This window comes from Nocardioides bruguierae (genome assembly GCF_023656415.1).
Classification (GTDB): domain Bacteria; phylum Actinomycetota; class Actinomycetes; order Propionibacteriales; family Nocardioidaceae; genus Nocardioides; species Nocardioides bruguierae.
The window spans coordinates 13766-34046 of record NZ_JAMOIL010000016.1 but is presented as its reverse complement, the minus strand read 5'-3'; the positions used below and the strand labels follow the sequence as shown (position 1 = coordinate 34046).

The window sequence follows — 20281 nt, the reverse complement described above, 5'->3', positions numbered from 1 at the left end:
ACTCGGTGAGACCCTCGCTCGGAGGGCTCTCGGGACCACCGGGCCGCCCCGTCAGTGCGGCCCGCAGCAGAGGACGTGAGATGGACGAGGTCGAGTTCGACGACTTCTACGCCGCCTCCTACGCCCGCGTCGTCGGTCAGGTGCACGCCATGATCGGCAGCCGCGACGAGGCCGAGGAGTGCGTGCAGGAGGCGTTCGCCCGGGCCTGGGCGCACCGTCGGCGGCTCAGCGCCGCCGAGCACCCCGAGGCGTGGGTGCGCACCACCGCCCACCGCCTGGCCGTGAGCCGCTGGCGACGGGTGGTGCGCGGACGCCGGCCCGCCGACCGGGCCGTCGCCACCCCGGTGACCGCTCCCCCGCCCGACGAGCGGCGCGTGGCGCTGCTCGCGGCCCTGGCGCGGCTGCCCGAGGACCAGCGCCGCGCCCTGGTGCTGCACCACCTGGCCGACCTGCCCGTGCGCGAGGTCGCCCGCGAGGTCGGCGCCCCCGAGGGCACCGTCAAGGCCCGGCTCAGCCGTGGTCGCACCGCCCTGGGGGCCCTGCTCGCCGACGAGCCCGACACCCAGCACGAAGGAGCGCACCGTGGCTGACCACCGCACGGACGACCTGTTCGACCTGCTCCGCGAGGACCCGTCGACCGTCCGCACCCCCGCCCCCGCCGACGTCCGCCGCCGCGGCGACGTGCTGCGTCGGCGCCGCACCGCGGTCGCCGTGAGCGGCACCGTGGCGGCCGTCGTCCTCGCCGTGGGCGTGCCGTTCGCGCTCGCCGGCGGCACCCCGCGTGCCGCACAGACCCCGATCGCGGTCTCCCCCACGGCCGCCTCGGGCACGTCCGAGCAGGCAGACGTCATCCCGCCCGGCTTCCCCCTCACCGAGGGCATGCCCGACGAGACCGACGGCGGCACCCTGACCGTGGGGGCCGTGAGGGCCGCCGAGCGGCTCGGCTACGAGATCGACGCCTGCGAGCCCTCCAGCCTCCTGGACGGGGCCTCCGACTCGCGCCTGGCCACCTACACCGACCCCAGCGAGGGCGGGGTGCAGCGGCTCCTGGCCGTCTACGCCGACGAGGACGCCGCGGCACGTGCCGCGGACAACGAGACCGACCGGGTCTACGGCTGCGTGGAGTCGCTGACCGGTGACGCCGACGACGCCCGCATCGACGACCCGACGCTGACGCAGCGGTTCCTGGCCGACTCCCGGGTCGACGAGGTCTGGACCCTGGTCGAGCCGATGGACGGTGGCGAGGGCTACGTCGTCGTGCTCGTCCGCTCGGGGCGGGCCCTGCTGCTCGACGCCCGGTACACCCAGGGCACCGGCAACGCCGGCGTCCCGGCGGGGCTGGCGTCCATCCAGCTCGCCCAGCTGCCCCTCCAGCCGCTGTTCGAGGTCGGGGGTGGCCAGGAGGACGCCGACACCGACTCCACCTCCTCCCCCTCGAGGCCGGCGGCGGGGTCCCAGGTGGACCTGACGGTCGGCGGCTACCGATCCGTCCCGCGGAGCCAACGGATCGGCTGGTACTACTGCGACCAGGGCGTGCCGGTCGACGGCACGCGGGCGGAGCACGCTCGCACCGGGGACCCCGGGGACGGGACGCAGCGCCTGCTGCTGACCTACGCCGACGAGGCCGCCGCGACCGCGGCCGTGGCGGCCGCCGCCGACCTGGCCGACGCCTGCACCACCGAGGGCTTCACCGGGGGCGGCGGCGAGACCGCCGACGCGCGGACCGAGGTGGTCGGCTCCGACGGTGACCTGACCACCGTCACCCGGACCGCCGACGGCGCCGACGACTTCTCCTACCTCGTCGTCCAGCGGGTCGACCAGGTCGGCGAGCAGGTGCTGGTCACGCTCGTGCAGACGTGGGGGGAGTCGTCGGCGGCGAAGACCGACGAGACGCTCGCCGCTGCCGAGGCGGCCACCCGCCCCGTCCTCGACCAGCTGTCCTGACCCCCTCTCTCCCATCCCCCCCGCCGAGTCGGCAGCACCTTTCAGGGTCTCTCAGGGGCAGGACGCAGAACGGCCCCCGGAGCGGTGCTCCGGGGGCCGTGCGGTGCTGCTGGGGACCAGCAGGCTCAGAGAGCCTTCATGATCTCCCGCATGAGCTCGGCGGTCTCGGACGGCGTCTTGCCGACCTTCACGCCGACGGCCTCGAGGGCCTCCTTCTTCGCCTGCGCGGTGCCGGCGGAGCCGGACACGATCGCACCGGCGTGCCCCATCGTCTTGCCCTCGGGGGCGGTGAAGCCCGCGACGTAGCCGACGACCGGCTTGGTGACGTTGTCCTTGATGAAGGCGGCGGCACGCTCCTCGGCGTCACCACCGATCTCACCGATCATGACGATGGCCTTGGTCTCCGGGTCGGCCTCGAACGCGGCGAGCGCGTCGATGTGGGTGGTGCCGATGATCGGGTCACCACCGATGCCGATGGCGGTGGAGAAGCCGAAGTCCTTCAGCTCGTACATCATCTGGTAGGTCAGGGTGCCCGACTTCGAGACGAGGCCGATCGGACCCTTGCCCGCGATGGTGTGCGGCGTGATGCCGGCCAGGGACTCCTCCGGCGTGATGATGCCGGGGCAGTTCGGGCCGATCATCCGGGTGCCGGCGTGGTTCGCCTCGGACTGGAGGTAGCTCCAGACCTCGGCGGTGTCCTGCACCGGGACGCCCTCGGTGATGACCACGAGCAGGCCGATGCCGGCGTCGATGGCCTCGATGCAGGCGGCCTTGGTGAAGGCCGGCGGCACGAAGACGACCGACACGTCGGCGCCGGTCTCCTTCATGGCCTCCTCGACCGTGCCGAACACGGGCTGCGTGGTGCCGTTGAGCTCGACGGTGGTGCCGGCCTTGCGGGCGTTGACGCCACCGACGATGTTAGAGCCGGCCTGCAGCATCAGGGTGGTGTGCTTGGAGCCCATGCCACCGGTGATGCCCTGGACGATGATCTTGCTGTCGGCGTTGAGGTAGATGCTCACTGTTCTCTGCTCTCTATCTCTCTCAGGCGTTCGCCAGCTCGGCGGCCTTGTCGGCCGCACCGTCCATGGTGCCGACGAGGGTGACCAGCGGGTGCGCCAGCTCGTCGAGGATCGCGCGGCCCTTGTCGACGTTGTTGCCGTCGAGGCGGACCACGAGCGGCTTGGTGGCCGCGTCGCCGAGGATCTCCAGCGCGCCCTTGATGCCGTTGGCGACCTCGTCGCAGGCGGTGATGCCGCCGAAGACGTTGACGAACACGCTCTTGACCTGCGGGTCGTTGAGGATGACGTCGAGGCCGTTGGCCATCACCTGGGCGTTGGCGCCGCCACCGATGTCGAGGAAGTTGGCGGGCTTGACGCCGCCGTGGGCCTCGCCGGCGTAGGCGACCACGTCGAGGGTGCTCATGACGAGACCCGCGCCGTTGCCGATGATGCCGACCTGGCCGTCGAGCTTGACGTAGTTCAGGCCGAGGTCCTTGGCCTTCGCCTCGAGCGGGTCGGCCTCCTCCCGGATCACGAACTCCTCGTGGTGCGGGTGACGGAACTCCGAGGCGTTGTCGTCGAGCGACACCTTGCCGTCGAGGGCCTCCAGCTTGTCGTCCGCGAGGCGGGCGAGCGGGTTGACCTCGACGAGCGTGGCATCCTCCTCGACGAAGGTCGTGTAGAGCGCCTGGATCATCGTCACGGCCTGCTCGAAGACGGGCTCCGGGAAGGCGGCCTCGGTCGCGATCTCGCGGGCCTTGGCCTCGTCGACGCCCGTGCCCGGGTCGACCGGGATCTGCTTGACGGCGTCGGGGTTGGTCTTGGCGACCTCCTCGATCTCCACGCCGCCCTCGACCGAGGCGATGCACAGGTACTGGCGGTTCGCGCGGTCGAGCAGGAAGGAGAAGTAGTACTCCTCCACCGGCGGGGTCGCCGGCGTCACGAGGACGCGGTTGACCGTGAGGCCCTTGATCTCCATGCCGAGGATGTCGGAGGCGTACTCGAACGCCTCGTCCGCGGTCTTGGCGAGCTTCACGCCGCCCGCCTTGCCGCGGCCGCCGGCCTTGACCTGGGCCTTGATGACGGTCACACCACCGATCTCCTCGGCAGCGGCCTTGGCCGCCTCGGCGGTCTCCACGACCTTGCCGAGCGTCGTGGTGACACCGTGCTTGGCGAAGAGCTCCTTCGCCTGGTACTCCATCAGATCCACTGATCCACCGTCTTCTCGTCTTGGCAGCCTTCTGGGAGCGGCCGCCTCGTCGTCATCGTTGACGCCGCGACGTCGCCTGACGGGGTGGACCCGGTGACGGGCCCGCGCCAGGCGGCGGGCGATGTCGTTCGCCCGCGACGATAGACCGGGGTGTCCGACGCCACGAGACCGCCCCGAGTGACGTGACCCACGTCACCGTGTCGTTCCAGCCGCGTGACGGGCTTGTGAAAATCGGCACGAGAGTGCGCCCAGCCATCGACAAGCCTGGGTAAAGACTGGTCCCCACAGTTCCCGCACGTGTGGGCCCATCCGTTATGGTCGGCGAGGCCGTCACCCACTCGGGTGCTCGGCACACAGGGGCACACCCACCCCCCTCCTTGCACCGCACCAGCCAACCGACACCCCGGGGAGCACGCAGCAGATGGGCCAGCACCGACCGGAAGGTTCCACCGCCGGAACCCCCGTCGAGCCCACCTCAGCGACCTCGACCCCCTACGTCGGACGGCGGCGTGCCGCCGCACCTGCCGCGGAGCCCGCGGCCCCGGCAGCCCCCTACGTCGGACGCCGGCGCGCGGCACCCGCGCCCGCAGCGCCGGTGGCTCCCGCCCCGCAGGAGGCCGCACGCTCCTACGTGGGTCGTCGCCGGATGGTGCAGGACACCCCCGCCACGAGCCCCGCGGCCCTGCCGGTCGTGCGCAGCGAGGTCGCCCTCCTCGAGGTCGACGCCGCGACGGTCCCCGCGACCGCGCCCACCACGCAGGAGATCGCCGCGATCGTGGACGGTCCCGCACCGGCCACCAGCGTCGACACCGGCACGGGCACCTCGTCCCTGGACACCGGCGTCATCGCCGCCGTGCTGGCCGACCTCGAGCCGCGCGACCACTCGACCTCGTTCGCCGCCGAGGAGACCGAGGTCCTCCCGCTGCTGCGCGCGGCCGAGCCCGGCCGCCGGCGAGCCGCCCGCGGCCGCAAGCCGCGCACCCGCCTGCCCGGCGTCCCGCTCGTGGCCGGCCTGGCCACGCTCGCGGTCACCGTCGGCGGCGTCGTGTGGTCCGGCCAGTCCGACGTCGTCCCGGACACCAGCGCCCCCGACAGCGTCACCGCGCTGGTCGGCAACACCGGCACCGTCGTGGGCAACGACCGTGACGTCGTCTCCCGCAGCACCGACCGGGCGGCCACGTCGCTCGGCGAGGCCGTCGGCCTCACCGACGCCGACGCGGACGCCACCACGGACGAGGACTCCGAGGCCGTGACCGAGGCTGCCGCCGAGCGCGCCGAGGCCCTCCAGTCGATCGACGACCAGGCCAGCGAGCGGTCCGAGGACCTGGCCAACATGTGGATCCTGCCCGTCTCGGGCTACCGGCTCACCGCCCGCTTCGGCGAGTACGGCCTCTGGGCCAGCTACCACACGGGCCTCGACTTCGCCGCCGACGCCGGCACGCCGATCTACGCGGTCGCCTCCGGCACCGTCACCTTCGCCGGCTACGACGGCGCCTACGGCTACAAGACCGTCGTGACGCTCGAGGACGGCACCGAGATCTGGTACGCCCACCAGACCACGCAGTACGTGACCGTCGGCCAGGTCGTCACCGCCGGCGACACCATCGGCACCATCGGGTCCACCGGCAACGTGACCGGCCCCCACCTCCACCTCGAGGTCCGCCCCGGTGGCGGCGACCCGGTGGACCCCTACGCCGCGCTCGTCGAGCACGGCATCACGCCCTGACGTCTTCTCGCCCACCGGCACCTCGGTGTCGCGACAGGACTCCGTCCTTCCTCGAGACCACCGGCGTCGGCGCACGTCCTGCGCACGTGCGGGATGTCTCGAGCCGCGCGTCACGGCTTCGCAGGCTCAGCCGTGGCGCTCCCTCGACCTTGTTCGGTGTCGTGGCCCCTCGTTCCTCGGGGCCACGACCTCACAACTTCTGGACGGGGGCGTAGCGCAGGAGGAGCCGCTTGACGCCGGCGGAGCCGAAGTCGATGGACGCCACGGACTTGTCGCCCTGACCCTCGACGGAGACGACCGTACCGAGGCCGAAGGAGTCGTGGGTGACCCGGTCGCCCGGGTCGAGGTTCGGCACGACCTTGGCCGCCTTGGCCTTGCCTGCCGCGTCCGCCCGGGCCGCGGCTGCGGAGAAGTTGCGGCGGCCGGCCGCCGTCGGGGAGCCGAACGTGCCCGAGGACTCCCCCGAGCCGTAGGTCCGCCCCTGGCTGCCCCACTGGCTCGACAGGTCCGGCCGCGACCACGCGGCCTGGGCCGCCTCGGTGCGGCGCCAGTCGACGAGGTCGACGGGCAGCTCGTCGAGGAAGCGGGACGCCGGGTTGTGCGCCGGGGCCCCCCACGCGGAGCGGACCATCGCCCGCGAGAGGAACAGCCGCTGCCGGGCGCGGGTGATCCCGACGTAGGCCAGCCGCCGCTCCTCCTCCAGCTCGGGCTGGTCACCCAGGGCCCGGGAGTGCGGGAAGACGCCGTCCTCCATGCCGGTGAGGAACACGACGGGGAACTCCAGCCCCTTGGCCGTGTGCAGCGTCATCAGGGTGACGACGCCGTCCCCGTTCTCCTCGTCGTCGGGGATCTGGTCCGCGTCCGCCACCAGGGCCACCCGCTCGAGGAAGTCCCCGAGCCCGGGTGCCACGGTGCCCGCGTCGACGTCGGCGGGGTCCGCCGAGGGGCCGGCCTGCGGGTCCTCCGAGAACTCCCGGGCCACGGCCACGAGCTCGGCCAGGTTCTCCAGCCGGGTGGCGTCCTGCGGGTCCTCGGACTCCTCCAGCGCCACCAGGTAGCCGGAGCGGTCCAGGGTGGTCTCGAGGATGACGTCGGCCCGCTCGCCGGCCGCGACCATCTGCCCCAGCTCGAGCAGCAGGTCGGTGAAGGTGCGGATGCACGACAGCGAGCGGGTCGCCAGGCCCGGGGCCTCCTCGGCGCGCTGCAGCGCCTGCCAGAAGGTGATCGACTCCCGCTCGGCGTAGGCGTTGACGCAGGCCACGGCACGGTCACCGATGCCGCGCTTGGGGGTGTTGAGGATGCGGCGCAGGGAGACCTGGTCCTCCGGGTTGGCCAGGACCCGCAGGTAGGCCAGGGCGTCGCGCACCTCGCGCCGCTCGTAGAAGCGCACGCCGCCGACGACCTTGTAGGGCTGGCCGGTGCGGATGAACGTCTCCTCGAAGATCCGCGACTGGGCGTTGGTGCGGTAGAACACCGCGACGTCGCCCGGGCGGCCGCCGGCGTCGGTGAGCGCGTCGATCTCGGAGGAGACGAAGCGTGCCTCGTCCCGCTCGTCGTCGGCGACGTAGCCGACGATCTTCTCCCCCGCGCCCGCGTCCGACCACAGGCGCTTCTCCTTGCGGCCCTTGTTGTGGCCGATGACCGCGTTGGCCGCGGTGAGGATCGTCTGGGTGGAGCGGTAGTTCTGCTCGAGCAGGATCGACGTCGCGTCGGGGAAGTCCTGCTCGAAGTCGAGGATGTTGCGGATGTTGGCGCCGCGGAAGGCGTAGATCGACTGGTCGGCGTCACCCACGACCATCAGCTCGGCGGGCGGCACGCGCTCCGCGGACGCCTCGGCCCCGGCGTCCCCGCCCGCGAGGGTGCCGGCGTCGAACGGGTCCGCGCACAGCTGGTGCACGAGCGCGTACTGCGCGTGGTTGGTGTCCTGGTACTCGTCGACCAGCACGTGCCGGAACCGGCGGCGGTACGTCTCGCGGACCTCCGGGTTCGACTGGAGCAGGTGCACCGTCGTCATGATCAGGTCGTCGAAGTCGAGCGCGTTCGCCTCGCGCAACCGCCGCTGGTACAGCGTGTACGCGGCCGCGTAGGTCTCCTCGAGCTTGTTGGACGCCTCCGCCGTCGCGGCCTCGGCGTCCTTCAGCTCGTTCTTGTGGTCGCTGACCCAGTTCAGCAGTGCGTTGGGCTGGTAGCGCTTGGGGTCGAGGTCCAGGTCGTTGCAGACCAGCGTCATGAGGCGCTTCTGGTCCTGCGCGTCGTAGATGGAGAAGTTCGACTTCAGCCCGGTGCGCTCGACCTCCTTGCGCAGGATGCGCACGCACGCGGAGTGGAAGGTCGAGACCCACATGATGCGGGCGCGCTTGCCCACGAGGTCCTCCACCCGCTCCTTCATCTCGGCCGCGGCCTTGTTGGTGAAGGTGATGGCCAGGATCGAGCCGGGGTGGGCACGCCGCTCCTGGATCAGCCAGGCGATCCGCCGGGTCAGCACCCGGGTCTTGCCCGACCCGGCACCCGCCACCACCAGCAGCGGCGCGCCCTCGTGGACGACGGCTGCCGCCTGCGGCTCGTTGAGGCCCTCGAGCAGCTGCTCGCGGGTCGGCCCGCGGCGCTCGGTGCGGGCCGGCGCGGCCGGGGTCAGGTGGTCGAACCCGGGCAGCATGCCACCCAGGTCGGCGCTGGCGGAGGGGCTGAAGTCGGTGTCGCTCATGCTGCCTCCAGCCTACGGCGCGCCGCCGACCGCGGCCGAGTCGTCTCCACAGCCCCGGCACCGGCCCCGGCCCCGGCCCCGGCCCCGGCAGCAGCACCTCAGGAGCGAGGCTCGATCTCCAGCACCACCTCGGGCGCCAGCCGGTAGGGCCCGCTGAGCACGAGGGCACCCAGGACGCGGCGCAGCCGCGAGACCTCGGCCCGCACGGTCACCAGGTGCTCGGCGTCCCCGTGCAGCGCGCGGCTGAGTCCTGCCGCGTCCGTGCCGGCGGACCCGGCCGCGGCGAGCGTCCGCACGATCTCGGCGTGCCGCGGCGTCAGCTGCACCCGCCAGGGCGCCCCGCCCCCGCCGTCCGCCACCTCGAGGACGGCGGGCGGGCCCGCCAGGAGGCGGGCGCGCAGCGGTCGGGCGGACGCCGCCGTGGCCGCCGGCCGCACCAGCCACCCGTCGCCGGGGCGGTCGCCGAGCGGCTCGGCCAGGCAGACCCCGAGGCCGGGCACGGCCAGCGGCCGCCCCGCCGAGGGCGCCTCCAGCCGCGGCCCGGCGGCGACCCCGACGCGGTGCGCCACCCAGCCCTCGTCGTCCACCACGAGCAACGGCCCGCTGCCGCCGACCACGTGCTCGGTGCGCCGCCGCAGCCGCTCGAGGTCCTCGTGGTGGCGCCGCCACAGCCCGGCCTCGCCGAGGCGCACCGCCGAGGCCACCAGCCCGCCGATCGCCGGGTGCAGGGTCAGGGCCGGGCCGCTGACGTCCACGACCCCCAGCAGCGACCCGTCGCGCGGGTCGTGGACCGGGGCGGCCGTGCAGTACCAGGGGTGCTGCTGGGCCTCGAAGTGCTCGGCCGAGAACAGCTGCACGGGCGCCGCCTCGGCGATGGCGGTGCCGATCGCGTTGGTGCCGACCTGCCGCTCCGTCCAGGTCGCCCCCTCGGCAAAACCCAGGTCGTCGGCCTTGCGGCGGACGCCGGCGGCGCCGTCGCGCCACAGCACCACGCCGTCGGCGTCGGTGATCACCACGAGGAAGTGCGAGGCGTCCGCGACGCTGCCCAGGACGAGGCGCAGCTCGTCGACCACGAGGGAGAGCCGGCTCGCGCGCCGGGCCTCCTCGACCGCGGCCGGGCCGAGCGGGTCGCGGGCGTTGTCGCCGTCCGGGTCCAGGCCCACGTCCAGGACGCGCCGCCAGGAGCGGGCCACCAGGGCCCGGGGCCGCGACGGAGCGCGTCCGCCACCGAGCACCGCGTCGCGGATGCGGCGCAGCTCGCGGGCGCGCACGCCGAGGTCGGTGCCGGGCGCGACGGCCTCGAACCGCGGGTCGGACGCGGGAGACCGGGTGGGCATGCGGTGAGCGTAGAGCGCCACCGTGACGCACGCCACAGGAGAATCGCCCCGTGGAGCCTGCAACACGTCGCAACGGTTCCGCCACCGGCACGCCCCGGAGTGTGCTGCCGGTCACACCGAGCAGGGCAGCCCGGTGAGCGAAGGGAGCACCCATGACCGAGATCCTCGACAGGCCCGCCGACACCGCGGCGGCGCCCACCCCGAGCGAGCGGGCCACCCGCTGGCTGGGCGACTTCGAGGCGGCGCTCGCCGCCCGCGACGTCCGGGCCGCGGCCGGCATGTTCGCCACCACCAGCTTCTGGCGCGACCTCGTCGCGTTCTCGTGGAACCTCACCACCGTCGAGGACCGCGCCGGGGTCGCCGACCTCCTGGAGCACACCCTGGAGCGGGTCGACCCGCACGGCCTCGTCCTCGAGGAGGAGGCCAGCGAGGACGGCGGCGTCGTGACCGCCTGGTTCGGGCTCACCACGTCCGTGGGCCGGTGCCGCGGCCTGCTGCGGCTGCGCGAGGAGGACGGCGCCGACCGCGCGTGGACCATGCTCACCACGATGTACGAGCTCGTCGGGCACGAGGAGCCCCGCGGCACCCGCCGCCCGATGGGGGCGGAGCACGGCGCCCGGCGCGACCGCTCGTCCTGGCTGGAGCGGCGCGAGGCCGAGGACGCCGCCCTGGGCCGCACCGAGCAGCCCTACGTCCTCGTCGTCGGGGGCGGGCAGGGCGGCATCGCCCTGGGCGCGCGCCTGCGCCAGCTCGGCGTGCCGGCCCTGGTGATCGACAAGCACGCCCGGCCCGGCGACCAGTGGCGCAACAGGTACAAGTCCCTGTGCCTGCACGACCCCGTCTGGTACGACCACCTGCCGTACCTGAAGTTCCCGGACAACTGGCCCGTCTTCGCCCCCAAGGACAAGGTGGGCGACTGGCTGGAGATGTACACCCGGGTCATGGAGGTGCCGTACTGGTCCTCCACGGTCGCGACGTCGGCGTCCTTCTCGGAGGAGACCGGGCAGTGGACGGTCGAGGTCGAGCGGGACGGGGAGGCGCTGACGCTGCGCCCCACCCAGCTGGTGATGGCCACCGGGATGTCGGGCAAGCCGAACCTCCCGTCCCTCCCGGGCATGGAGGTCTTCCGCGGCGACCAGCACCACTCCTCGGCCCACCCCGGCCCCGACGCCTACGCGGGCAAGCGAGCCGTCGTCATCGGCTCGAACAACTCGGCCTTCGACATCTGCGGGGCCCTGTGGGAGCACGGCGCCGACGTGACGATGGTGCAGCGTTCCTCCACGCACATCGTCAAGAGCGCCTCCCTGATGGAGCACGGCCTGGGCGACCTCTACTCCGAGCGGGCGCTCGCGGCCGGCATGACCACGGAGAAGGCCGACCTGGTCTTCGCCTCCCTGCCGTACCGGATCATGCACGAGTTCCAGATCCCCGCCTACGAGAAGATGGCCGAGGTCGACGCCGACTTCTACGCCCGGCTCGAGGCGGCGGGCTTCGACCTCGACTGGGGCGACGACGGCTCGGGCCTGTTCATGAAGTACCTGCGCCGTGGCTCGGGCTACTACATCGACGTCGGTGCCGCCGAGCTGGTCGCGGACGGCGAGGTGCACCTCGCGCACGGGCAGGTCGACCACCTCACCGAGGACGCGGTGGTGCTCGCCGACGGCACCGAGCTGCCCGCCGACCTCGTCGTGTACGCCACCGGCTACGGCTCCATGAACGGCTGGTGCGCCGACCTGATCAGCCAGGAGGTCGCCGACCGGGTCGGCAAGGTGTGGGGCCTCGGCTCGGAGACCACCAAGGACCCCGGCCCGTGGGAGGGCGAGCAGCGCAACATGTGGAAGCCGACCCAGCAGCAGAACCTGTGGTTCCACGGCGGCAACCTGCACCAGTCGCGGCACTACTCCCTCTACCTGGCGCTCCAGCTCAAGGCCCGCCACGAGGGCATCGAGACGCCGGTCTACCGGCTCCAGGAGGTGCACCACCGGTCCTGACCCCGCATGCGACGGTGCCCCACGACAGCGCCCACGACAGCGCCCCACGACCCAGGACGGGTCGTGGGGCGCTGTGCGTGCGGCGTGGGCGGGTCGCCTCAGACGGTGCTGCCGCCCAGCCGCAGGAACTCCAGGTGCCGCTCGTACTGGTCGAGCACGTCGTCGATGAGCTGCACGCGGCTGTAGCCCATCACGTCGTAGCCCTGCCCGCCCTCGCGCAGGTGCACCTCGAGGCGGAAGTACCAGTCGTCGCCGCGCGACATCCGGCCGCCGTAGCTCGGGGTGGCGGCGCGGGTGCGCTGGAGCCGGTAGACGAAGGGACGCTCCCCCACGCCGGCACGCAGGACGACGGCGGGCTCGGCGACCCCCTCGTCGGCCGACTCCGTGCCCGGCTCGGGCTCGGCGACCACGGACTCCACGACGACCTCGACGCCCTGCTCGCGCAGCTCGCCCGCCACGTCCTCGAGGGCCGGGACGGCGGTCTCGGAGAGGTAGGTGTCCGCGCGGCGCTGGTCGGGGAAGTCCATGGACCGGCGCAGGCGGGACTGCCAGGAGCCGCGCTCGCGCTCGCTCGGGGTGCTGCGGCCCGAGAGCACGCCGGGCATGGCGCCGCGGCGGCTGTCGGCGAGGTGACCCTCGGCCGAGAGCGCCTTCCACAGGCCCCACATGACGCCGATCATCACGAACGCGAACGGCAGGCCGATGATCACGGTGGCGTACTGGAGGGCGTAGATGTTGCCCGCCGCCAGGATGGCCAGCGTCAGCGCGCCGGTGGCGACCGCCCAGAAGATCCGCAGCGACGGGCCGGCGTCGTGGTTGGCGCTCTTGAGGCGGCTCGACAGGTTCGCCATCACCAGGGCGCCGGAGTCGGCGGAGGTGACGTAGAACAGCAGGCCGATGAGGATGAACGCGCCGGCGACGAACGTGAAGCCGGGGTACTGCTGGAGCAGCGACCACAGGGCGGTGTCGGGGCCACTGGCGTCGTTGACCACGTCCGCCAGGTCGGTGTTGCCGCTGCGCAGCTCGTCGAGGGCGGCGTTGCCGAAGATCCCGATCCACATGACGATGTAGCTGAACGGGATGATCATCGCGCCGGCCACGAACTGGCGGATGGTGCGGCCGCGGGAGATGCGGGCCAGGAACATGCCGACGAAGGCCGCCCAGGCGATCCACCAGGCCCAGAAGAACAGGGTCCAGTAGCTCATCCAGTCACCGGTGTCGGTGTAGGCGAACGTCCGGTTCGTCATGCCCGGGAACATCGTCACGTAGTCGCCCACGTTCTGCACCAGCGAGTTGAGCAGGTGCGCCGTGCGGCCGGTGACCAGCACGTAGGCGGCCAGCACGATGGCCAGCAGCACGTTGAACTGCGAGATGAGCTTGATGCCGCGGTCCACGCCGGTCACCGCGGAGAGCGTGGCGATGGCGATGGCCAGCACGACCAGGCCGATCTGCACGGGCAGGCCGACGGAGAGGCCGAAGACGATCTCCAGGCCCACGTTGAGGCTGACGACGCCGATGCCGAGCGAGGTGGCGACGCCGAAGATGGTGCCCAGGATGGCGGCGGTGTCGGCGGTCGTGCCGATGGGGCCGTTCACCTTCGTGCCGAAGATCGGGTACAGCGCCGAGCGCACCGCCAGCGGCAGGCCCTGCCGGTAGGCGAAGTAGGCCAGCGCCATGCCCATGAGCGAGTACATCCCCCAGCCCGAGAGGCCGTAGTGGAACAGCGTCCACACGGTGCCCTCACGGGCGGCCTCGGTGGTGCCGCCCTCGATGGCCGGCGGGTTGAGGTACTGGAAGGCCGGCTCGTAGACGGCGTAGAAGATCAGGTCGGTGCCGATGCCGGCGGCGAACAGCATCGCGGCCCAGGCGCCGGTGGAGAACTCCGGCCGGGAGTGCTCGGGGCCGAGCCGGACCCGCCCGAACCGGGAGAAGCCCAGGCCCAGCACGAAGAGCAGCACGCTGGTGGTCAGCGCGACGTAGTACCAGCCGAACCAGGTCGACACCCAGCCGACCACGGACTCCAGGGTCGAGTAGGCGTGGTCGGGCCAGGCCACGCACCACACCGTCACGGCGAGGGTGATCGCCGCGGCGGTGAGGAACACGGGCTTGTCGAGGGTCCAGTCCTTCTGGTCCTCCGGTGGCCCGGCCGCGTCGGCGGACGGGGTGGGCGGGGTGTCGATGGCGGTCACGAGTACCTCCTGCTGGTCGTGGGGAGGGCGGGCGTGCGGCTCAGCGGCCGGCGCGGACGGTGCCGGGGGCCGCGGCGTTGCGGGGGTCGCCCTCCGGGTAGAGCGGCATGCCCGTGCCGTGCCGGTAGAACGGCGCGTCGAGCGCGGGCAGCGGCGTGTTCCCGGCGATCAGGTCGGCGGCCTTCTCGGCCAGCATCATCACGGGGGCGTAGATGTTGCCGTTGGTCACGTAGGGCATCACCGAGGCGTCCACGACGCGCAGGCCCTCGACGCCGTGCACCTTCATCGAGGACGGGTCGACGACCGCGTCCTCGCCCGTGCCCATCTTGGCGGTGCACGAGGGGTGCAGAGCCGTCTCGGCGTCCTGCGCCACCCAGTCCAGGATCTCCTGGTCGGTCTCGACCGACGGGCCGGGCGAGATCTCTCCGGCCGAGAACGGCGCGAAGGCCGGGGCCTCGAGGATCTCGCGGGCCTTGCGGATCATCTCGATCCACTCGCGCCGGTCGTTCTCGGTCGAGAGGTAGTTGAACTGCATGGCCGGGTGCTCGTACGGGTCGGTGCTGCGGATCTTCAGCCAGCCGCGCACGTCGGAGTACATGGGCCCGATGTGCACCTGGTAGCCGTGCTCCGAGGCCGGCTGCGAGCCGTCGTAGCGGATCGCGATCGGCAGGAAGTGGAACATCAGGTTCGGGTAGGCCACGTCGTCGTTGGAGCGGATGAAGCCGCCCGCCTCGAAGTGGTTGGACGCGCCGACGCCGCTGCGGCCGAAGAGCCACTCCGCCCCGATGCGCGGCTTGTGCCGGTGCTTGAGCCAGGGGGCGATGGAGACGGGCTGCTTCGCCGCGTGCTGGATGTAGACCTCGAGGTGGTCCTGCAGGTTGGCGCCGACGCCGGGCAGGTCGGCGACGACGTCGATGCCGAGGCTGCGCAGGTGGTCGGCCGGGCCGATGCCGGCCAGCTGCATCGTCTGCGGGGTGTTGATGGCGCCGCCGCACAGGATGACCTCGCCGGCCTCGACGACGCTCGAGCGACCCTTGCGGGTGCCGCGGGTGTACTCGACGCCGGTGACCCGGTTGCCCTGGGTGCGCAGCCCCGTGACCATCGCCAGGGTGCGCACGGTCAGGTTCTTCCGCGAGCGCACGGGGTGCAGGTAGGCGCGGGCCGCGGAGAGCCGGCGGCCGCGGTGCACGTTGCGGTCGAACCGGGCGAAGCCCTCCTGGCGGTAGCCGTTGACGTCGTCGGTCAGCGGGTGGCCGGCCTGCTGGGCGGCCTCGAAGAACGCGTTGAACAGCGGGGACGTGGCGGGGCCCTGCTCGAGCACCAGCGGCCCGGACCCGCCGCGCCAGGCGTCCGCGCCGACGCTGCCGTCGGCGAGCATCCGGGTCTCCATGCGCTTGAAGTACGGCAGCACGTGGGCGTAGTCCCAGTGCTCCATGCCGGGGTCGCCGGCCCAGCGCTCGTAGTCCATCGGGTTGCCGCGCTGGAAGATCATCCCGTTGATCGAGGACGACCCGCCGAGCACCTTGCCGCGGGCGTGGTAGACGCGGCGGCCGTTCATGTGCGGCTCGGGCTCGGACTCGTACTTCCAGTCGTAGAGCTTGTTGCCGATCGGGTACGGCAGCGCCGCCGGCATGTGGATGAAGGGGTCCAGCCGGAAGTCGCTGCGGCCCGCCTCGAGCACCAGGACGCTGGTGCCGGGGTCGGCCGAGAGGCGGTTGGCCAGGGCCGAGCCCGCCGAGCCACCCCCGACGATCACGTAGTCGTACTTCTCGCTCACTGCCCGTCCTCCGTCCGGTCGGTGAACCAGCCCGCACGGGCCGGTCGCGTGTTGTGCCAGATGTGCTTGGTCTCGCGGTACTCCTCGAGCCCGGCGAGGCCGAGCTCGCGGCCGGTGCCGCTCTGCTTGAAGCCGCCCCACTCCGCCTGGGCGACGTAGGGGTGGTAGTCGTTGATCCAGACGGTGCCGTGGCGCAGCCGCTGGGCGACGCGCTCGGCGCGGCCGCCGTCCGCGCTCCACACGGCGCCGGCCAGGCCGTAGATGGTGTCGTTGGCGATCGCCACGGCGGCGTCCTCGGCCTCCTCGCGGGTCTCGCCGGAGAAGGTCTCGACGGTGAGCACCGGCCCGAAGGACTCCTCCTGCACGCAGGTCATCGCCGAGGAGCAGGCGTCGAGGATGGTGGGCGGGAAGTAGAACCCGTCGTCCCAGGCGCCGCCGGTGGGGCGCTCGCCGCCGGTGCGCAGCACCGCCCCCTCGGCCACCGCGGCGGCCACGTAGGCCTCGACCTTCTCGCGGTGCGCGGCGGAGATGAGCGGGCCGGTCTCGGCGTCGTCGTCGAAGGGGCCGCCGAGGCGGATGCCCTCGGCCCGGCGCACGAGGGTGTCGACGACCTGGTCGTGGATGCTCTCCTCCACCACCAGCCGGGCGCCCGCGGAGCAGACCTGGCCGGAGTCGAGGAACACGGCCGTGAGCGCGTTGTCGATCGCGGCGTCGAGGTCGGCGTCGGCGAAGACGACGTTGGGGTTCTTGCCGCCCAGCTCCAGGGCGACCTTCTTCACGGTCGGCGCGGCCGAGGCCATGATCCGCCGGCCGGTGACGATGCCGCCGGTGAAGGAGACCAGGTCGACGGCCGGGTGCTCGGTCAGCGTCGGGCCGACGCGGTCGCCGGCGCCGGTGACCAGGTTGGCCACGCCCTCGGGCAGGCCGAGGTCGGCCAGGGTGCGCAGCAGCCACATCGACGTGGACGGGGTGATCTCGCTGGGCTTGAGCACGAACGTGCAGCCGGCGGCCAGCGCGGGGGCCACCTTCCAGGACGTCTGGAGCAGCGGGTAGTTCCAGGGGGTGATGAGCGAGCACACGCCGATCGGCTCGTGCACGACCCGGCTGGAGACGTCCGGGACTCCGGGGTCGACGACGCGGCCGGCCTCGGCCTGGGCCAGGGAGGCGAAGTGCCGGAACACGGTGACGATGTCGTCGACGTCGATCTGCGACTCCACGAACCGCTTGCCGGTGTCGAGGGACTCCAGGCGGGCGACCTCGTCCTTCTCGGCCTCGAGCCGGTCGGCGAGGCGGTGCAGGAGGGCGGCGCGCTCGGGGGCCGGCGTCCGGGGCCAGGGGCCCTCGTCGAACGCACGGCGGGCGGCCAGGACCGCGGCCTCGGCGTCCGCGGCACCTCCCTCGGCGACGGTGACGACGTGGCTGCCGTCAGCGGGGCAGCGGATCTCCCGCGTCTCGCCGTCGGCGGCCGCGCGCCACGTGCCGTCGATGTGGAGGCTGGGGGTGGGCTGGGTGCTGGTGGACATGGCTCGCGCGGTCTCCTCCGGGTCTGGGACGGGCGGGTCTCGGGCTGGCGGGCTGCCGGCTGGCGTGTCGGTGGTGGGGCGGCGCCCCCGACGGGCGCGCCGCGGCACCCCGCCACCGCGGGCGCGGTCGGGCGTGGCGTCGAGGGGGATCGACGAGGACGTGGTGACGACGGCGTTCCGAGAGGGCCGGTCTCCCGGCCGGACGCGGTCTCACCCCTGCCCCCACGGTTACCGCCTGAGAGGAGGCTGAAACACCGGTGCCGGTTTTCTTTACCCGGCGCGGCGCTTGTGCGACACCCGTCGTCGCAGGTCAGGGGCCTGCCAAGAGGTTCCGGACGCAGCGACGCCGGGCCGCCCGGAGAGGCGACCCGGCGTCGCCGGGGGTGCGTGTCAGTGCGGGTGCGTCACCAGAAGACGGCGACGCAGACGTTGAGGATCGTGAGGCCGAGCAGCCCGACCCACAGGCCCTGCGGGATCGACGGCTTCCTCATGTTCGCCATCACCAGCACGAGGAGCACCAGGCCCACGACGAGCTTCACGCCGATCTTGGCGTGGTTGACCGGGTCGTCACCCGCCTCCAGCACGCCGACGAGGCCCAGGCCCATGACGAACGCGGTGCCGATGCCGTCGCGCATCGCGGCGTTGACCTTCTTCTCGGGGTCGCGGGCCTGCACGAGCAGCCCGCCGAAGAGCGCGGCCCAGCCGAGCAGGTGAAGGACGAGCAGGGCGTGCCGCAGGATCTCCATGCGCTCAGCGTAGGGGGCTCAGAGGAGCCGTCGGTCGCTGGCCCACCGGGTCAGCTCGTGGCGCGAGGAGAGCTGGAGCTTGCGCAGCACGCTGGACATGTGGGTCTCCACGGTCTTCACCGAGATGAACAGCTCCGAGGCGACCTCCTTGTAGGCGTAGCCGCGGGCGATCAGCCGCATCACCTCGCGCTCGCGCTCGGTGAGCCGGTCGAGGTCGGTGTCGATCTGGGCGACCTCGAAGGTGCCCGAGAACGCGTCGAGCACGAAGCCCGCCAGCCGGGGCGAGAACACGGCGTCGCCGTCGCGCACGCGGCGGATCGCGTCGACCAGCTCGGCCCCGGTGATCGTCTTGGTGACGTAGCCGCGGGCCCCGCCGCGGATCGTGCCGATGACGTCCTCGGCGGCGTCGCTGACGCTGAGCGCGAGGAACCGGGCCTCGGTGCGCGCACGCCGCATCACCTCCGCTCCCCCGCCGCCGGGCAGGTGCACGTCCAGCAGGACGACGTCGGGCTGGTGGGCCTCGACGGCCGCGACCGCCTCGTCCACGTCGGCGGCCTCCGCGACCACCTCCACCACGCCCGCGCCGGCATGGCCGAGCTCGGCGCGCACGCCGGCGCGGAACATGGCGTGGTCGTCCACCACGACCACGCGGGCCGGGCCGGTGCCGGGGGTGGGGGTGCTGCTCATCGGTCGTCTCCTGGGGCGGGGTCGGGCAGGGGCAGGTACAGCCGGATCTCGGTGCCCTCGCCGGGGGCGGTGCGGACGACGGCGCGGCCGCCGTGCCGGGCCATCCGCTCGTGCACGGAGCGACGCAGGCCCAGCCGGTCCTCGGCGACCGCGTCGGGGTCGAACCCGGCACCGCGGTCGCGGACGTCGACCTCGACCTCGCGCGCCCCGACCTCGGCGTAGACGTCGACCCGGTCGACGCCGGCGTGCTTCGCGGCGTTCACCACCGCCTCGCCGGCCGCGGCCACGACGGGCCGCAGCCCCTCGGACCAGGGGGCGTCCCCGACGACGACCACCTCGACGGTCACCGGGAAGCGTCCCTCGGTGTCGGCAGCCAGGGCGCGCAGCGCGCCGGCCAGCGTCTCGGCACCCGTCTCGTCCTGGGCGTAGAGCCAGGAGCGCAGGTCCCGCTCCTGGGCGCGGGCGAGCCGGGCGACGGTGGCGGGGTCGTCCGCGGAGCGCTGGATCAGCGCCAGGGTCTGGAGCACCGAGTCGTGCAGGTGGGCGGCCATGTCGGCGCGCTCCTGGCTGCGCACGCGCTCCTCGCGCTCGGCGCCGAGGTCGCTGGCCAGGCGGTGCACCCACGGCCCGACCACCACGGCGATGCCGGCGACGCCGAGCCCGGCGGCGAGCGCCAGGTCCCACGCGCCGGCCAGGGAGCCGTCGCTGAGCACGAACCACCCCAGCGCCGCGAGCACCAGCAGCAGGCCGGCGGCGACCCGGGCGTAGGCGGCCCAGCCGCCGTTGCCGAAGACCATCCGGACGGGGTCGAGCCCCGAGCGGGGGTCGAGCCACCGCTCGCGCTGGGCCTCGTCGGCCTGGCGCCAGAGCAGGGCGACGCCGACGACCGCGACGGCCAGCGGCCAGAACACCGCGGCCCGGCCGAGCACCGCCTCGAGCAGGAGCAGCACGCCGACGCCGAGCGCGGCCAGCGCGACGAGCGGGCCGACGTCCGCCATCCGTCGTCCGGCACCCTGGCGGCGGCCGGTGCGCTCGTGCCCGGCGAGCCCGGGGGCCAGCGCCGCCTCGCGCGCGGGCGGGAGGAAGAGCCAGAGGCCGGCGTAGAGCGCGACCCCGAGGCCGCCGAGCACCGCGGCGACGAGGAACGCGACCCGCACGGTCAGCACGCCCAGCCCCAGGTGGTGGGCGAGGCCGGCGGCCACGCCGCCGAGCACCGGTGCCTCGGTGTCGCGGTAGGCGCGGCGGGTGGCGGCCCACGGACCGGGCGCGGGACCGGGCACAGGACCGGGCACAGGACCGGGCACAGGACCGGGCGCCGCGCCGGGCGGGGGTGGCTGCTCCGCCGGTGCCGCGGGTCGGGGCTCGGTGCTCGTCATGGTGCTCCCACTCTCCCACCACACGGGCGCGCGCGGGACCGGTGAGGCCCCTGGTCCTGCCTGCCCGGGACTC

14 protein-coding genes are annotated in these 20281 nt (G+C 73.3%); 4 read left to right on the top strand and 10 right to left on the bottom strand.

The genetic code is table 11. The annotated features are described in order from the left end of the window. The first annotated feature begins 80 nt into the window (after nucleotides 1–80). Together M8330_RS13160 and M8330_RS13155 are read left to right on the top strand one after the other, a co-directional pair. Nucleotides 81–590: an RNA polymerase sigma factor gene (locus M8330_RS13160; RefSeq protein WP_250827705.1), complete on the top strand. Its 510-nt coding sequence runs from the start codon at nucleotides 81–83 to the stop codon at nucleotides 588–590. Further along, the gene (locus M8330_RS13155; RefSeq protein ID WP_250827704.1) at nucleotides 583–1944 is read left to right on the top strand and encodes a hypothetical protein; all 1362 of its coding nucleotides are present in this window, start codon (nucleotides 583–585) and stop codon (nucleotides 1942–1944) included. The genes M8330_RS13160 and M8330_RS13155 overlap by 8 nt, the downstream gene beginning before the upstream one ends. Nucleotides 1945–2069: 125 nt before the next feature. Here M8330_RS13155 and sucD read toward each other — a convergent pair whose 3' ends face one another. Further along, nucleotides 2070–2963, bottom strand: coding sequence for a succinate--CoA ligase subunit alpha (gene sucD / locus M8330_RS13150; RefSeq protein WP_250053272.1), 894 nt, complete (start codon nucleotides 2961–2963; stop codon nucleotides 2070–2072). Nucleotides 2964–2985: 22 nt separating this feature from the next. Next, nucleotides 2986–4152 (bottom strand): ADP-forming succinate--CoA ligase subunit beta, encoded by a 1167-nt coding sequence (gene sucC, locus M8330_RS13145; RefSeq protein WP_250053271.1) that lies wholly within the window; start codon nucleotides 4150–4152, stop codon nucleotides 2986–2988. A gap of 595 nt (nucleotides 4153–4747) precedes the next feature. Here sucC and M8330_RS22485 point away from each other — a divergent pair. Further along, a complete protein-coding gene (locus tag M8330_RS22485; RefSeq protein ID WP_250827703.1) occupies nucleotides 4748–5878 on the top strand; it encodes a M23 family metallopeptidase in 1131 nt (376 codons plus the stop codon). Between the two features lie 190 nt (nucleotides 5879–6068). On the opposite strand, the gene pcrA is transcribed toward M8330_RS22485, so the two are convergent. Both pcrA and M8330_RS13130 read right to left on the bottom strand, forming a co-directional pair. Next, complete coding sequence (gene pcrA / locus M8330_RS13135) at nucleotides 6069–8534, bottom strand: DNA helicase PcrA (protein WP_250827777.1); 2466 nt, start codon at nucleotides 8532–8534, stop codon at nucleotides 6069–6071. 146 nt (nucleotides 8535–8680) lie between these two features. Further along, complete coding sequence (locus M8330_RS13130; RefSeq protein WP_250827702.1) at nucleotides 8681–9919, bottom strand: sigma-54-dependent transcriptional regulator family protein; 1239 nt, start codon at nucleotides 9917–9919, stop codon at nucleotides 8681–8683. A gap of 152 nt (nucleotides 9920–10071) precedes the next feature. Here M8330_RS13130 and M8330_RS13125 point away from each other — a divergent pair, with 152 nt between their 5' ends. Next, nucleotides 10072–11910 (top strand): flavin-containing monooxygenase, encoded by a 1839-nt coding sequence (locus tag M8330_RS13125; RefSeq protein ID WP_250827701.1) that lies wholly within the window; start codon nucleotides 10072–10074, stop codon nucleotides 11908–11910. 98 nt (nucleotides 11911–12008) lie between these two features. On the opposite strand, the gene betT is transcribed toward M8330_RS13125, so the two are convergent. The 6 genes from betT to M8330_RS13095 form a co-directional block, all read right to left on the bottom strand. Beyond that, the gene (betT, locus tag M8330_RS13120) at nucleotides 12009–14099 is read right to left on the bottom strand and encodes a choline BCCT transporter BetT (RefSeq protein ID WP_250827700.1); all 2091 of its coding nucleotides are present in this window, start codon (nucleotides 14097–14099) and stop codon (nucleotides 12009–12011) included. Between the two features lie 40 nt (nucleotides 14100–14139). Beyond that, entirely contained in the window at nucleotides 14140–15876 is a 1737-nt protein-coding gene (betA, locus tag M8330_RS13115; protein WP_250827699.1) for a choline dehydrogenase, read from the bottom strand. Beyond that, entirely contained in the window at nucleotides 15873–17399 is a 1527-nt protein-coding gene (locus tag M8330_RS13110) for an aldehyde dehydrogenase family protein (protein WP_250053257.1), read from the bottom strand. Before M8330_RS13110 ends, betA begins: the two co-directional genes overlap by 4 nt. 404 nt (nucleotides 17400–17803) lie before the next feature. Further along, a complete protein-coding gene (locus M8330_RS13105) occupies nucleotides 17804–18145 on the bottom strand; it encodes a hypothetical protein (protein ID WP_250053255.1) in 342 nt (113 codons plus the stop codon). Nucleotides 18146–18163: 18 nt separating this feature from the next. Further along, on the bottom strand, nucleotides 18164–18832 hold the full coding sequence (locus M8330_RS13100) for a LuxR C-terminal-related transcriptional regulator (protein WP_250053253.1): 669 nt from the start codon (nucleotides 18830–18832) through the stop codon (nucleotides 18164–18166). Further along, nucleotides 18829–20112 carry an ATP-binding protein gene (locus M8330_RS13095; RefSeq protein WP_250827698.1) on the bottom strand — a complete coding sequence of 428 codons (1284 nt, stop codon included), beginning with the start codon at nucleotides 20110–20112 and terminating at the stop codon, nucleotides 18829–18831. The genes M8330_RS13100 and M8330_RS13095 overlap by 4 nt, the downstream gene beginning before the upstream one ends. Nucleotides 20113–20281: the final 169 nt, after the last annotated feature.